This is a genomic window from Sphingobacteriaceae bacterium (genome assembly GCA_002319075.1).
Lineage (GTDB): Bacteria > Bacteroidota > Bacteroidia > B-17B0 > Aurantibacillaceae > Aurantibacillus.
This window is the reverse complement of the sequence record NVQB01000001.1, coordinates 2,524,777-2,540,262: the sequence shown is the minus strand read 5'-3', so window position 1 is coordinate 2,540,262 and position 15,486 is coordinate 2,524,777. Positions and strand designations below refer to the sequence as shown.

Genomic DNA, 15,486 nt, shown 5'->3' with positions numbered 1-15,486 from the left:
TCAGAAATCTTTATAGCGGTTCCAAACCGTGCTGCTAAAATTACGCGCGAATGCAAAGGTAAAATACACGGTTACTCCTGAATTAAAAATCAGCAGATGGAAAAAAGCTGCCGCACGGTAACCGCTCCAGTAAACGGCTTTATGATCAAGAGTAATAAGGCGGGTGGGCAATGACAGATCAATGATCAATGTTGCAATTAGAATGGTAATTATCAGTGTTTCGAATCTTCTTAAAGGCCAGTAAAGTAATTTCCGGCTTTTAGCGAGTTCTTTTCCCCAACTGTGCATGACATAATAATTGTCGTAGTTTGTGCGCAAAAGTACCAGTGTTTTATTATCAGAATTTGCTTTCTTAAAACTTTCGGGAACTGAAAGGATATAAAAGTCTTTGATTTCTTTTTTAAATTCTTCGTTTATATTCTGAAGTCTGGCTGTTACTTCAAAAGGAATTTCGGGTTTATAATATCTGCTTTCGAGAAACTTTAACCGGTAGAGTGTGGCCATTTCTTTAATCTCCTGCAGGCTCCAGATCTTTGATCGATCAAGATCTTCTTCATCTGCCACCGAAAAAGAGCTTTTGTAAAGATTCAGGTTCTGCAAAATTTTCTTCTCGGCAAAAAGATCTTTTTTTAAGATTTTTCGCGCTTCCGATATGGCAGCATCGCCATTGTATTGCGTTTTTTTTCGCAGTGCGGTAATTTCGTTTATGAGATCTGCAGTTCCAAACATCGCGTCACTTTAATAACAAACCTTGCCTATTATTGTTTTGTGAAGGTACTTGTTTTTATTTACAGAAAAGCCGATGAGAAAGCCCTTTTAACAGGTTCCTTTAACTAATCATCATCATAGCCTGGGCCAAAAACGATCTTGATTTAAACTTCAATTTACTTAACACACTTTCTGTTTTGTTATAATTTACTTCATTATAGACCCAGGTAACAGCGTGTTCGTAAAATTTACGGGAATGTTTCCGCTTAAAATCATAATCCCTGTCTGTTCTCTCTTTCCAGGAACCTTCCGAATTCAAAGATCCGCTCACTTCATTGTATAAAGGAGTTCCAGTAATTGGGTAAGCAACAGTAATTGTATAAAAACTCGGATCTGAAAGCCGCAAATGATTAATAGTCTCTTTTATATCAGCGCGTCTTTCACCGGGATAACCAAGCATAATAAAAGTACCTGCTTCTATCCCTGCTGCTTTTGCCTTTATAATCATCTCGCGAACCATACCAACCTCCACACGCCTGTCCATGGCATCAATCACACTCTGAGAACCGCTTTCTGCGCCTATCCAAACCCGAAAGCAACCTGTTTCTTTCAGGATCTGAATGACTTCTTCATTCATTCGGTCAGCCCGGGTAATAATCTCGTAGGGAATACTTATACCCCTATTGAGCAGCTCTTCTTTAAATTCTCTTAACCATTTATGATTAATGGTAAATACATCATCCACAAACCAGATCCTGTCCGGATCATAATCTTGTTTTAAAGATTCTAATTCATCCACCACAAGTTTAGGGCTCCGCCTGCGGTAAGTTCCTCCATAAACAGCACGGCTGCACCATTTGCAGGTATATGGACAACCACGCATGGTACTAACAGAATACATGCTGTACCCATGATGCTCTTTCCACGCTTTCCCATAAAGAGAAAGGTCTATTTTTTTGCGTGCAGGCATTGGTAGAACATTTATATCTTTGATAAGAGTGCGTTCAGAATTGAAAATTGTTACTCCCTGTTTTAAGTAGGCTGTACCATCGGTATCGAAAGGCAACTCGCCAGTTTTCAGAAAAAAATCGCAGAGTTCAAAGAATGTTTGTTCGCCTTCTCCAACTGCAAGCATATCAGCACCTGCGTCTAAATAGTTTTGAGCGTTGTATCGTATTTCAGGCCCGCCTAAAATAATTTTGCAATGCTGAAGATCAGGATTAGCTTTTATAAAGTCCATCATCTTTACCACCGTGAGCTTTGTCATTAAATTGGTGTAGATTCCTATGAGACCGGGTTTATTTTTGAGAAGATAGTCTTTGAATTTTTCAAACGAAGAAAAAGTGGAATCATGAAGATTGTGTGAAATTCCTTTAGATTCAAGATAAGCAGATATATAGAGAATTCCAAGCGGGACATAAGGACGCATGATCGCCTGTTCTTTTAAATCATCTTCAAGAAAATATCCGTGTGTTAAAAGTATCATGTTTTTTGTAGCTTGGAGTTGTGGAAACAATTAAGGTGACAATAATCTGACAGTAAAATTTAATACTTAATTACAAAACTACAGTTAAACCAACAAATAAATACAAAGATAAACGATGCTATTTGCAGATTTAGTAATCTTGTAACAAAACATGTATACTAAATTAAACTATTTTAATATGCGGTATTCACAAATGTTTCACTAAAAGCTACAGCTCAGGGAATTTAGATTATTCTTTTTTATATTAGTGCAAATTATGCGCAGGCAAATCCCTCCTAAAATCATAACAGCGAACTTGATTGCAATAATAGCTTAAGATGAAAGGGTCGCAAATCAAAATATGGGTGCCACTATTATTTCTTTTTGCAGGATTGCTTTGCATTTTCTTCAGTCGACATGAACCCATTCGCGATTTTGGAAACTATTACTACGGCAGTCGTTTGCTACTTGACGGAAACTTCAGTTCTGAAATTTATACCAGTATTCATCACTTTAACGAACAGATTGGGAGTTATGGTGAAACAAACTACTTTGAAAATTACATTCCAGTGCCGCCGTTTAGCGCACTGTTTTATATTCCTTTTTGTATTTTCTCAAGTCTCAAAGCAAAGTTTGTTTTTAACTTAGTAAGTCTTTGTCTTTTTTGCTGGAGTCTCTTTCGTCTATTAAAGTTTTTAGATACAAACTCCAAGACATTATATATCCTTCCATTGATACTGTTCTTTCCACTCTATGCTAATATTCAGCAGGGGCAAACTTATCTGCTTATTGTAGCATTGCTTTTTGAGATTTTTTATTCCTCCCAAAAGAAACGGCTGTTTTATCCGTCTTTTCTTATTGCAGTTATTATTGCTCTTAAAATTTTTCCTGGAATAATCTTGCTGTATTTTATTTTTAAAAAAAACTGGCGCATTGTGGGACTTTCTATAGTTATGTTAATTATTCTTACGAGCGTTACCAGTTTGCTTTTACCAGATACCGTTACGTTTAGTTATTTTACAGACATACTTCCTCGTCTTTTCAATAATGACATTGTAGGGACCTACCATGCAGGTAACCAAAGTTTTTATACCCTGCTTCTTCACTTGTTTTCTTATGATGGTCTTGCCAATATTAATCCTCTCATAAATCAACCTTTATTTGTGGTATTTTTTGAAAGTGTATTTTTTGCACTTATACTTGGTTTTTGTTTCTCTATGCTAAAACGCAGTCCAACTATATTTTTTGGATTTGTGTCGCTCACCGGACTTCTCCTTTCGCGTTATTCAACAAGTTATGGTATGATCCTGATACTGCCTGTTCTCATTGCTTTACTATCAGACAAAAAACCGTCGTTTCTGTCAGGTACTATATTCTTTATTAGTTTGGGAATGGCTACTATTCCAAATGTATTTATTGAAGGTTTTTTTAATTTACCTTTCATACGCCTGTATGGGCTTTTGATATTGCTTGCGCTTATCCTATACCATTACCGGATTCATTTCAACTATAAAATTTTCGCAGCATTAATTCTACCCGTTTTAATTTTAAAGTATTTTTCTTTGCCTGTTGCAGATGTAAGTTACTTTAGCATTCAAAATACCAAAGGGATCCTGTACGAAATAGATATCAAAAATGATTCACTTATTTTAAAAAGTTGTATGGGTGATAAAAATATTTTCGAAAAATATCCTTTAAAAGAGAAAGCTCATTTTTCTGACAGTTTGTTTATTCGAAACAACATAATTTATTACAACCATAAAGTAGTATGCAATGACAAGAGTAATAAAGAACAGCCTTTCCTTTATAATAATTCAATTGTCTTTATGAGTGATCTTAACCAGGCTGTTAGGTTTTATAAATTAAGAAGCGTTCCTTTGTAAAATGAAAAATACCTTAAAAATAAGGGAACTATTCACTAAACACCTTGCTGGAGATCTGTTATTTGTAGATGTCGGCGCCAAAGGAGAATTACAATATATTAAAGGGCTGGAGGAAATAACTATACTTCACGCTTTTGAACCTAATCCAAGTGCACTTAAAGAACTTGCTACAAAATATAAAACTTCAGGCTTTAAAAAATTACATCTAAATGAACGTGCCTTGTCTGACAAAAAAGGTATGTTTCCATTTTATATTTTCGAGCACGATTCCATGAGTAGCTTGCTGGAATCGGACATGCCTAATTATCAAAAACATTTTGGCAAACTCAAAGAATTTGAACGGTGGGAAAAGTTTATGAACTTAGATAAGAAAATTGAGGTGAAGGCCGAAACTTTAGATTCGTATTTTGAAAGCAGTAATAATAAAATCGACTTTCTAAAGATAGATACCCAAGGAAGCGAACTAACAGTTTTAAAAGGAGCGCTGGAATTATTACGCCAAAAAAAAGTAAATACCATTATGCTGGAAGTTTCAACTGTTCCGATTTATAAAGAACAGGTTTTGTTTTCAGAAATTGATCTTTTTCTACGTAATCTCCATTATACCTTGGTTGATTTCAGGATTTACCGCGATGATTTTACATCGGCTTTCTCAAAAAAAATAATTCCAAAACACTCAGGTCCTTCCGGCGATGCAATTTATATTCTTAACTCTGAAGTCGAAGATAAACCGTCTAAATTAAAAAAAGCGCTCATATTGATGTGGCTTGGTTATGTGAGTCTATCCTTATACACGCTTGAAGAGGCGGCTATGCTAAAAGAAGAAAAAGATATTATTTTTGATGCCTTTCAACCTACTTTAAAAGAGAGAGTTCGATTATTATTGAAAAATATTACCCCCCCATTGGCCTGGAGATTTTTTAGCAATCGCTTAAGCGCAAAGAATTAGAATGTTTAAAAAAAAACTACGTCCTAATACCGTAAAGCAATTTAACAGGTTCCTAATGTCCTTTTCAAATATTTCGAGAGGATTATTTGTCAGTATCATTGGTCTGGTTATAAATTTTATTCTTATCAATTATAAATCAAGAGAAGTATTTGAAGCTTATGTTTATTGCAACACTGTTACTAGTTTTCTTTTTGTATTATGTAACTGGGGTGGCAAAGATCAAAGCATACAGGCGTTTTCACAAAACACCAATAAATTTCGGGAAACTTTTAACTTGATCTTAGCAAGTCGGATCCTTTTGATCTTGCCAGGCATTTTACCGGTTTTCTTTTTACCCGCACTATTGTCGTTTAAATTTTTTATTGGGATATATTTAGTGCTTAAAGTTCTTGGAGCCTTTATCGAAGCTGTTATTACAGTGCAAAAAAAGTTCCATGCGTTTTTATTTGTTGACCTTTCTTTAAATACTTTGCTGGTTATTACCTTATTATTTGATAAAAATATTTCCCGGCCAGAAATTTTTCTTGCCGAATTAATTGGTATGGAATTGCTGAGGACACTGATTAATTTCAGTTTCTTTGGAAAATTCGTTTTATTTAAACCGAACCTTAAAAAAACTTTTGCGTTTTTAAAAGAATCGCGGTATTTTTTTTACATATCTCTTGCCGGATTTTTGTGCTCCAGAGCCGATCTTTACGTAGTTGGACTCCTATTAAATAATAATGAATTAAGTCGTTATTTTATTATAATTAATCTAGTGATCCTTGGTCAAATTGTTTTTAATACTTTCATAAGTACTTTCCGCCCAAACATTCTTCGTTATAATGAAGCAACTTTCAAACGTTTTAGTTTATGGTCGTTGAGGCTTGGTATATTTTATTCGCTATTTTGTACTTTAGCAATATTTTTAATGAGTGCTATTTATTATAATATCACATTAAATTATTTATTTTCCATATTTATAATTATCAATCTTCTTTTTTTCACTTTGATTTGCACATCTATACTTAATTACACTCGCACTAATAATCAAAAATTAATGGGAAAGATCATTTTATTTTCCGGCTTATTCAACGTTTTAATGTCATTTGTTTGTGTGCCGTTTTTAGGAATAGAAGGTGCATTTATAAGCAACACTGCCACTCTGATATTTATCTACATTTTATTTACAAAGTACAGCGATCATAGACCAACAGAAGTTGCCATTTAGAATATTTTGAATAAAAATAAAATCATAGTTAGTTTACTTATTTGTCTAAGTCTGATCTTGACGTCTTCTCATTCAAAAAAAGAAGATTATACTCTTACCATTCACTATACTTTAAATTTTAATAATGATAGTTGGCAAAATAACAAAACCGGATTGCTTTGGACTTTATCCTATCTTGGAGCCACTTTGCCAAAAAACAGTTTTGACAAAAGTATTGTTTCTAAAGGCAAGCAAACATTCACCATTAATTTTGAAAACTTAGGTTTTACAAAAAGAGCGTTACAAACGTTAGTAATTATCCTTGACAGCCTAAAAAAAACAGATGCATATAAAAAACGAAAGGCTGTTGACCTTGGTCATTTCATAACACTTACACTTGGAAGTAGCTGGCATTACTATCAAATAACAGATGTGCCAAAAACTTACCAGGAATTTATAGAGCTTCATAAGTTCACAAAGTATGAATTGATGCCCATAACCAAATCTTCTATTTCGCATCATCACCGAATGTTAAAAATGAAGCTGGATGATATCGTGCAGCAATCTGCTTTTGTTGCCGAAGAAGGCGACGGCGATCTTTTAACCAATACCTTTAATGCTTTAGAATATGAAGCAATGGATGTAATGAAGAATGGCCAGCTACGGTTTATGATCTATGATCAAGGTGGTAAATTAGTAAGTTCTTCTGTCAAAAAATTTGGAGATGCGGGCAAACCTGCAAAATGTATATGGTGCCATGAAATTGTTATTCAGCCTTTGTTTGTAAATACAGATACTTTATTGGGATATATGAGTCCTGTCGATTTCCAAAGAAAAATAAGGGCTCAAAATGATCTACTAACATTATACAGGGCTGGATTAGACAGTGATATAGATTTTTCAAGAGTGCAGGATCACACTTATCAGGAACTTATTTATATCAGTTTTATGGAGCCCTCTGTGCGACGTTTATCACAAGAATGGCGAATGTCTGAGAAAAAAGTAAGGCACCTTTTGAAATCCCTACCAACCCATAAGCATCACGAGTTTTCTTTTCTTGGTGATCTTGTTAACCGCAGTGAAATAAAAACTCTTACAAAATATAGCTTAGGTCAATTACCTGGAAATATCCGTGACGAAACTGAATCGGAGCCCAATTTTTTCAAACGCGTATACTAACAGACCTCAAAATGAAAAGGGAGGTATCTTTACTTATAACTTTGTTCCATTTTATTTTAATGGTTTGTGGTATTCTGAATCACGAACTCTGGCTCGATGAAGCGCAGCATATTTTAATTGCGAGAGATAGCAACTCTCTTTATCAATTGATCTACAACGCTCGCTATGAAGGACATCCGCTATTATGGAATTTTATTTTGTACTTTTTAACTGGTATAAGTACTGACGTCTTGCTTGTACAGATCTTTCATGTGTTAATCTCGAGCACTTGCGTTTTTATTATTCTCCGCTTTTCTCCTTTTAAGTTCTTTATTAATATTCTGATTTGCTTTGGATATTACATGCTTTATGAATATTCAGTTATTAGCCGTAATTATTCTATAAGTTTACTATTTGTCTTACTGATCCTCATACAGCTCTCCTCACAAAAAAGGAACTACCTGCTTATCTTTATTCTTCTGGGCTTACTTTTAAACACGCATATTTTGTCTGCGTTTATTGCCTTCATGTTTCTTCCTGTTCTTTGGAACGATTTGCAAAAACAAAACACCCGCACTAAAATTTATGGATTTGTGATCTTTACTGTTTGTATTGCCTTTTGTGCAGTACACATTATTCCACCTGCAGATCATTTTATGCATGCATATAATAAAGATGCACTTATGTCACTAAAACGTGTCTGGAAATGCTTTGATGCTTTTATCCTGGGCTTTTTTCCTATACCTGATCTTTCCTCTTCCAATTTCTGGAACAACTCTTTTATTTTGAATCACTGTCACATGCTTAGTCCCGTTTTGGCCTTGAGCATTTTACTTTTTTCGTTTCCAGTTCTAGCCAGGAATAAAACTTCGTTCCTCTTTTTTTATGGGTGTGTTATTTTAACACTTGCTTTTGTTTATTTCACTCCACTGAGAGTAGCAACGCGGCATTGCGGATTTCTTGCAATATCATTGTTTGCGGCACTTTGGCTGACAAGAACACTTAAGCAAAGACTTCTCCTGAAAAAAGATTTCAAACTTTTAGTTCTTCTGGAAAAAGCAGGAAAACCTTGCATTGCTTTTATCCTTGTGCTGCAATTGTTCAGCGGCATATTTTATTACTTTATGGACCTTTGTCTTCCATTTTCGGCTTCTAAAAAAACAGCGCACTATATAAACAATTCCCTGAATAAAAACGAGGTACTGGCAATAACGCATTTTGCTTCAGGCCCAGCCCTTAGTGTTTACACAAATCGCTCTTTCTTTTACCTGGAACCAAATCGCAACGGAAGCTTTTGTGAATGGAATACAAATCCAATATTGATAAGTGATAGTGTAATTTTAGAAAGGCTGGTAATACTCCTGGAGAAACATAAGACTATGGTTCTGATCTGTAATACGGAAGATATAGCCGGAAAAATTATGACACAAAACTGGCAAAGCAAAAGGATAGAGGGCCTGTCCTTAAAACCCATTGAAACGCAGGATAATTCCATCATTAAATCAGAAAGGTATTTTTTCTACAAGGTTACATGTTTAAAAAAAACGGCAGACTAAATTCAGTGCAAAGTATTCAAAAATTCACTAATTTCGTTTTTATTGTATAATCCGTGTTATCTCTACTTCTATTTAATCCCCGTGCTGCCAAATATAAGCCTCGTGTGCCGAACAGCGTACTGCAGGTTGCTGCAAGCATTAACAGCACGCACGATTGGGTTATTGTTGACGGAAATCTTGAAACAGATCCCTGGAGCAAAATAAATGCTTATTTAGCCTCGGGCAAATTTGCCTATTTTGGCTGCACTGTAATGCCCGGACCACAATTAAAAGAAGCTATTCCTTTTACAAAAAAAATCCGTGAAATATATCCCAGCATAAAAATAATCTGGGGTGGATATTTTGCTTCTAATCAATATAAGGTTTGTCTTGATTCAGGCTATGTCGATTATATTATCAATGGTCCAGGAGATAACGCGTTTCCGCAGCTTTTACAAGCACTCGAAACAAACGGCCCTTTGGCTAACATTAAAAATCTTATCTATAAAGAAGCCGACAAAATTATAAAAACCGCTAAAGAAGAATTACTCGACCTTGATAAACTTCCTTTTCTACCTTATGAAAAATTAAATTCTTTTTATCCCATAAAAAAATATTTGGGCAAGTCTTATCTTGGAAACCGAACTCTTGCTTATCACAGCAGTTTTGGCTGTCCATTCACCTGTTCTTTTTGCGCTGTAGTGCCTATTTATAACGCACGATGGAAAGGTAAATCGGCTCTTGGAATTTACAATGATGTGAAAGCGCTGAAAGATAAATATCAGGCAGACGCTATAGAATTTCACGATAATAATTTTTTTGTATCAGAAAAGCGAACTGTAGAATTCGCGAAGCTTCTTAAGGATGAGAATATGATCTGGTGGGGTGAGGCGAGGATCGATACAATGGATAAATATAAAGATGAGTCCTTAGCGATAATCCGGGAATCGGGTTGTAAAATGATTTTTTTTGGCGCAGAAACCGGTAATGATGAAGTGCTTAAAAAAATGGACAAAGGCGGAACACAAACAGGGGCGCAGATCTTAAAATTTGCCGAGCGCCTTAAAAAATTTGATATTATTCCTGAATACTCTTTTGTGCTGGGCATTCCAGGGGATAGCGAAGAACAGGTTAATAGACAAATAGAAGAAGACATTGCTTTTATTAAAAAAGTTAAAACCGTAAATCCGGATACTGAAATAATTATCTACACTTATAGCCCGGTACCAACAGAAGGTTCGGATATGTATAATCAGGTATTGGCAAGTGGTTTCAAATTTCCTGAAAAGCTTGAAGATTGGGTAAATCCGGTCTGGGAAAATTTCGACTTACGTAAAAATCCTCTCACTCCCTGGTTAAAACCGTATATGATCGATAAGATCAAACAATTCGAGACCGTTTTGAACGGTTATTATCCAACCAATTCAGACATTCGTCTAACGCCGGCAAAAAGAAAATTTCTAAAACTGATAAGTGGGTGGCGTTACAAATCGGGATTCTATAAATTTCCAAAAGAGATCCGCTTTCTTCACTACCAGTGGAAATACCGTCAGCCGGAAACAGAAGGGTTTTAAAATGCTGGATGCCTTACAAAAAAAATTAACAACACTCTTTGTCAAGCCTCTTCTGCAAAGATATCTTAGACACGACCGCACGGCACATTATCGGGGATTTACTCTTCTGGTTAAACCTACCGTATTTCATCCTGCTTTCTTTTTTAGCAGCGGTTATCTTTCAGACTTTGTAAAAGGTCTTGATCTTAAGAATAAAAGATTCCTGGAGATAGGCTGTGGCTCAGGATTGATAAGTCTAACCGCGTATCGAAAAGGTGCAGATGTAAGTTGCACAGACATTAATCCCGCGGCTGTAGAATGCACTCTCATTAATTTTGCAAAAAATTTCGGTGTTCACTCGCCCACTTTTAAATGTTTCTTAAGCGACCTCTTTGAAAATATTGCTCCTACAACTTATGATGTAGTTGTTATTAATCCACCCTATTTTTTTGAAGAAATAAAAAGCAAACAACAATGGGCCTGGAATTGCGGAAAAAATGGCGAATATTTTAAAAAATTATTTTCAGGACTATCTTCTTATCTACAAGGACAAACTGAAATTTATATGGTTCTAGCCGAAAATTGTGATTTAAAAAGAATTTTTACGCTCGCCAAAGAATTCGGATTTAGTTTCAGTTTACAGGAAGAAAAAAAAATAAGATGGGAAAATAATTATATTTTTCGCGTTTATCCGAATTCGGGTAGTTTGTAGACTTTATGGCTTGTTCGCGAAGGTTTTGTTGTGAAACTTGCTATTTTTTTTTATAATTTAGTTGGCAAAACTATGGTCAAACTTTTACAACAAGCTTTAACGGGTGAACAAACTGAAATTCTCAAAGCAGTATTCTACTTTGATGTTTTTAGATATCCGTTAACACGACAAGAGCTTTTTGAAAATTCTGCAATTACTATTTCGAAAGAAAAGTTTAACAGCGAACTGGATCAACTTCTGCAAATGAATCTCATTAGATCAGAGGGAGAGTTTATCTTAAATTTTGACAAAACAAAACTCGATCTTCAAAAACGGTTGCAGGGAAATGAAGGTGCAAAAAAAATTATGCCCAAGGCATTAAAATATAGTCGGCTGATAGCGGGCTTTCCTTTCGTTGAAGCGGTTTGTCTTTCTGGGGGACTTTCGAAAAATTATTATGACGCCTATAGTGACATTGATTTTTTCATCATTACAAGCCCTAACCGTCTTTGGATCTGTCGTAGTCTTTTAATTATAGTTTACAAATTTCTACCGGGCCCTTTAAAAAAATTCTGGTGCACCAACTATTTTGTAAGCTCAGAAAACCTTTCCATTCCAGATGTAAATGCTTTTACTTCAACTGAACTGGCATATCTTATTCCAACAGTAAATTATCAGCTTTACAAAAAACTTGTAGATAAAAACAGCTGGTACAAATCAAGGTTTCCAAATAAAACAGAAGCACTCGCTACTACATGCACTCCTATGCGAAAAAACTTCCTAAAAAAGTCGATCGAAACATTATTGGAAGTTTTTGGCGGAAACAGGCTCGATAATCTTCTGCTTGGCCTCACACTTAAGCGCTGGAGAAAAAAATACCCGGAACTAAACAGTGGAGATTTTGAATTACAATTCCGTACACGTAAAGATGTATGCAAAAGACATACCCATGGATTTCAAAACAAAGTACTAACCATGTGGCAGGAAAAAATGGAAGAATTCGAACAGCGCTTTCAGATAAAGCTTCACTAATTTAAATCTTTCCATATTACAATGAAAGTGCTTTTCACTCATAGTTATTTTTTAAAGTTCGATCTTAAGCAATTTAAAACTGCAATGCCCTATCCTCCCTTAGGAACCTTGTATGCCATGGCGTATTTACGCGAACAAAGCTATGAGGTGAAGTTGTTTGATACGATGTTCTGCGATTCAGCAAAAGAGATAGAAGCAACGATAGATGACTATAAACCGGATATTTTAATCAGTTATGATGACGGGTTTAATTATCTAACAAAAATGTGCTTAACAAACATGCGGGAGGCTTGTTTTAGTATGCAAGCTTATGCAAAATCCAAAGGTATTAAAGTCATCACTTCCAGTTCAGATGCAGCAGATCATTCTGAATCTTACTTAAAAAATGGCGCAGATGCTATTGCAATAGGCGAAGCTGAACAGACTGTTCTTGAACTTTGTGATGCTTTTAAGACAAATAAGAGCATAGCTCATATTTCAGGGATAGCTCATAAAGAAAACGGTGTAGTTAAAAAAACAGGTAAACGGCTTGTGATCAAAGATCTCGATACACTGCCGCCACCCGCATGGGACTTATTGGATATAACTCCTTATAAAAACATGTGGCTTCAAAGTCATGGCTATTTCTCTTTAAATTTCGTTACCACCAGGGGCTGTCCTTATAAATGCAATTGGTGCGCAAAACCTATTTATGGTAACCGGTATAATACGCACAGTCCGGAACAAATAGCAAAACAGATCAAAAAATGGCAGGAAGTTTTTGGATTCACCCATGTTTGGTTTGCGGATGATATTTTTGGATTAAAGTCGAGTTGGGTTATTGAATTTAGCAATTGGATAAAAAAGGAAAATCTTAAAATATCCTATAAAATTCAGTCGCGTGCTGATTTACTTGTAGAGGCAGACTATGTGGAAGCACTTGCCGCATCGGGTTGCAAAGAAGTGTGGATGGGCGCTGAAAGTGGCTCACAGAAAATTTTGGATGCCATGGATAAAGGTACAAAAGTAGAACAAATCTACGAAGCAACTGCTCTGCTTAAAAGATATAACATCCGCGTCTCATTATTTCTTCAACTTGGTTATCTCGGTGAACAAATTGACGACATAAAACTGACTTTAAAAATGGTGGCAGATCTATTGCCCGACGATATTGGAATTTCTGTATCTTATCCCTTACCTGGCACAAAATTTTATGAAAAAGTAAAACTCGATCTTAAGGAAAAAACAAACTGGTCCGATTCTGATGATATGACCCTCATGTTTAATAACACCTATCCACCCGCGTTTTACAAACAACTGCATCACTACATACATAAGCTTTACCGCCAGAAAAAAGCTGAGAAAAAAATCAGAAATTTTTCAGAAAACAAAGATTTTAAAAAGATTCTCGCTTATCCTTATTATGTTCTCGCGACCCAAAAAAGTCTCTTGAAATTAAGAAAAACAATTCCAAATGTTCGCTTCAGCTTTTGATTCATGCCTGTGATTATGATCGACACTTCACAAAATGTCCGATAGGCATTCTTCTGCTATAACAAAGTTCACTGTGCTTTGTGCATTGCATCAAAAGAAAAAATTTTTTTGAAATTAGTTTTCAAGATACTTTATGAAGCTACCGAATTTCATGGTACGAGACTTCCTATTGTAATTAAAGGCCACTCATTCGCTGTTCTAAAAAAGGGTGTATGACTTATCTCGATGCAGTAATTGGTTACAAATCTTATAATTGGAAAAGAGTAAAACCACGCAGACCCTCGAAATAAACTCTAGGAACTTAGCTGGTTTTTGTAGCTGCCGGACACGGAGGCTTACTTTCTTCGCTCTGAACTAATTCTGGATTCTTAGTATCCATATCTTTATACCGCTACTTGCCGGCATTACACGATACTGTAAGTAGATCTAATTGGCCTACACAATCAAATTAAATAAAAGATTTTCAGTAACTTCAACGCTTAAAATGCGTCTAACATGTTCTCGAAAATTTTCAAAAATTTCTTCGTTCTCCTCGTAATTCTCTCTGGCAGTTTCATTTTAAAGTCTCAAACAATTCCGCTCTACAGTGTTACCATTTGTAACGAACAATCTACCGGCTACTATTTTATGAATTCCGCCAAGCCGGGCACCATGTCTAATTATTCTATCTCGTTTAATATGATATTAGATTCGACAGGCGATCTCTTTTACTTTAAAAAATTTACAGGGGATTACAAATCCAATGATTTTAAAGTTCAGCAAAATGGGCAGATGTCTTATTTTTCAAACAATCACTATTATTTGATGGACATGGCTTTTAAAATTGTTGATTCTGTAGCTTGCAAGAATGGCTTAACCGTTGCACGGCAGGATATGCAGATTCTAAAAAATGGTCACTATCTTTTATTAGGTGAAGAACAACCATTGATTGATTTAAGCAAGTATAAACTCTTTAAGCCGAACAATTGTGCAGGAAGTACTGCGGCCACAGTTATATGCGGAGGGTTCCAGGAATTAGATGGCCACAAAAATGTAGTGTTTGATTGGCGCGCCAAAAACCATTTTACCTTTTTGGATATGGACACCTTTTTTATTAAGGATCCAAAAATTTTAGACTGGACGCATTTTAATGCCGTGGAATTGGATGCAGATGGGAACTATCTTTTATCTGTTCGGAATTTTGATGAGATCGTAAAAATTAATAGTAAAGATGGTAGCATTATCTGGCATCTGGGCGGGCGGAACAATCAGTTTACCTTTAAAAACGATACCGGAAGATTCCTTACTCAGCACGACATAAGAAGGCTGCCGAATGGAAACATTACTTTGTTTGATAATGGAAGAGGTGAAATACCTATTCATCCTTGCGCTGCAAAAGAATATGCCTTAGATGAAAACGCAAAAACAGCAACGCTCGTTTGGAAACATGTGCATGATTCTACCGTGCACAGTGGAGCAGGGCTTGGGAATGTTCAAAGACTCGCTAACGGAAACACACTTGTAGGTTACGGCAGAACTAATAAGTCGCCTGTATTATTTACACTTTTAACACCCGATGGAAAAAAGAATTTCGAAATGCAACTGGCCGGTGGTCGCTTAACATACCGTGCATTTAATTTCAGTGGTATTACTTTCAAAGTAAAACGTCCCGTGATAAGAACTGTTCGCAAGGAGGGTATGCTTTATTTAGATGCGGGCAAAGGTTACAAATCTTATTTATGGTCAACAGGTGAAACAACACGCATTATTGCCGCAAAAGCGAATGGGACTTATAAAGCGTTTATACCTTCGCAGGATGGTGGTTGGATTGGTTCATTGCCACATGTGGTTTCAGATTTATAATTCCAGGA

12 protein-coding genes are annotated in these 15,486 nt (G+C 35.7%); 10 read left to right on the top strand and 2 right to left on the bottom strand.

Going from position 1 to position 15,486, the window contains the following annotated elements; all coding sequences use genetic code 11:
* Positions 1-729 carry a hypothetical protein gene (locus tag CNR22_11080; protein PBQ32291.1) on the bottom strand — a complete coding sequence of 243 codons (729 nt, stop codon included), beginning with the start codon at positions 727-729 and terminating at the stop codon, positions 1-3.
* Between the two features lie 100 nt (positions 730-829).
* Complete coding sequence (locus CNR22_11075; GenBank protein ID PBQ34879.1) at positions 830-2,194, bottom strand: B12-binding domain-containing radical SAM protein; 1,365 nt, start codon at positions 2,192-2,194, stop codon at positions 830-832.
* Between the two features lie 317 nt (positions 2,195-2,511).
* On the opposite strand from CNR22_11075, the gene CNR22_11070 reads away from it, so the two are divergent.
* The 10 genes from CNR22_11070 to CNR22_11025 all read left to right on the top strand — a co-directional run bounded on the left by CNR22_11070 (position 2,512) and on the right by CNR22_11025 (position 15,478).
* Positions 2,512-4,056, top strand: coding sequence for a hypothetical protein (locus CNR22_11070; protein ID PBQ32290.1), 1,545 nt, complete (start codon positions 2,512-2,514; stop codon positions 4,054-4,056).
* A gap of 1 nt (position 4,057) precedes the next feature.
* Entirely contained in the window at positions 4,058-5,005 is a 948-nt protein-coding gene (locus CNR22_11065; GenBank protein ID PBQ32289.1) for a hypothetical protein, read from the top strand.
* Between the two features lies 1 nt (position 5,006).
* Positions 5,007-6,215 (top strand): hypothetical protein, encoded by a 1,209-nt coding sequence (locus tag CNR22_11060; protein PBQ32288.1) that lies wholly within the window; start codon positions 5,007-5,009, stop codon positions 6,213-6,215.
* A 57-nt stretch (positions 6,216-6,272) separates the two neighbouring features.
* Complete coding sequence (locus CNR22_11055; protein ID PBQ32287.1) at positions 6,273-7,373, top strand: hypothetical protein; 1,101 nt, start codon at positions 6,273-6,275, stop codon at positions 7,371-7,373.
* A gap of 59 nt (positions 7,374-7,432) precedes the next feature.
* Entirely contained in the window at positions 7,433-8,908 is a 1,476-nt protein-coding gene (locus CNR22_11050) for a hypothetical protein (protein PBQ32286.1), read from the top strand.
* 53 nt (positions 8,909-8,961) lie between these two features.
* Positions 8,962-10,461: a radical SAM protein gene (locus CNR22_11045; protein ID PBQ32285.1), complete on the top strand. Its 1,500-nt coding sequence runs from the start codon at positions 8,962-8,964 to the stop codon at positions 10,459-10,461.
* Position 10,462: 1 nt separating this feature from the next.
* Positions 10,463-11,152, top strand: coding sequence for a hypothetical protein (locus tag CNR22_11040; protein PBQ32284.1), 690 nt, complete (start codon positions 10,463-10,465; stop codon positions 11,150-11,152).
* 30 nt (positions 11,153-11,182) lie between these two features.
* Entirely contained in the window at positions 11,183-12,163 is a 981-nt protein-coding gene (locus tag CNR22_11035; GenBank protein ID PBQ32283.1) for a hypothetical protein, read from the top strand.
* A 21-nt stretch (positions 12,164-12,184) separates the two neighbouring features.
* Complete coding sequence (locus CNR22_11030) at positions 12,185-13,636, top strand: radical SAM protein (GenBank protein ID PBQ32282.1); 1,452 nt, start codon at positions 12,185-12,187, stop codon at positions 13,634-13,636.
* A 495-nt stretch (positions 13,637-14,131) separates the two neighbouring features.
* Entirely contained in the window at positions 14,132-15,478 is a 1,347-nt protein-coding gene (locus CNR22_11025; GenBank protein PBQ32281.1) for a hypothetical protein, read from the top strand.
* The last annotated feature ends 8 nt before the right edge of the window (positions 15,479-15,486 follow it).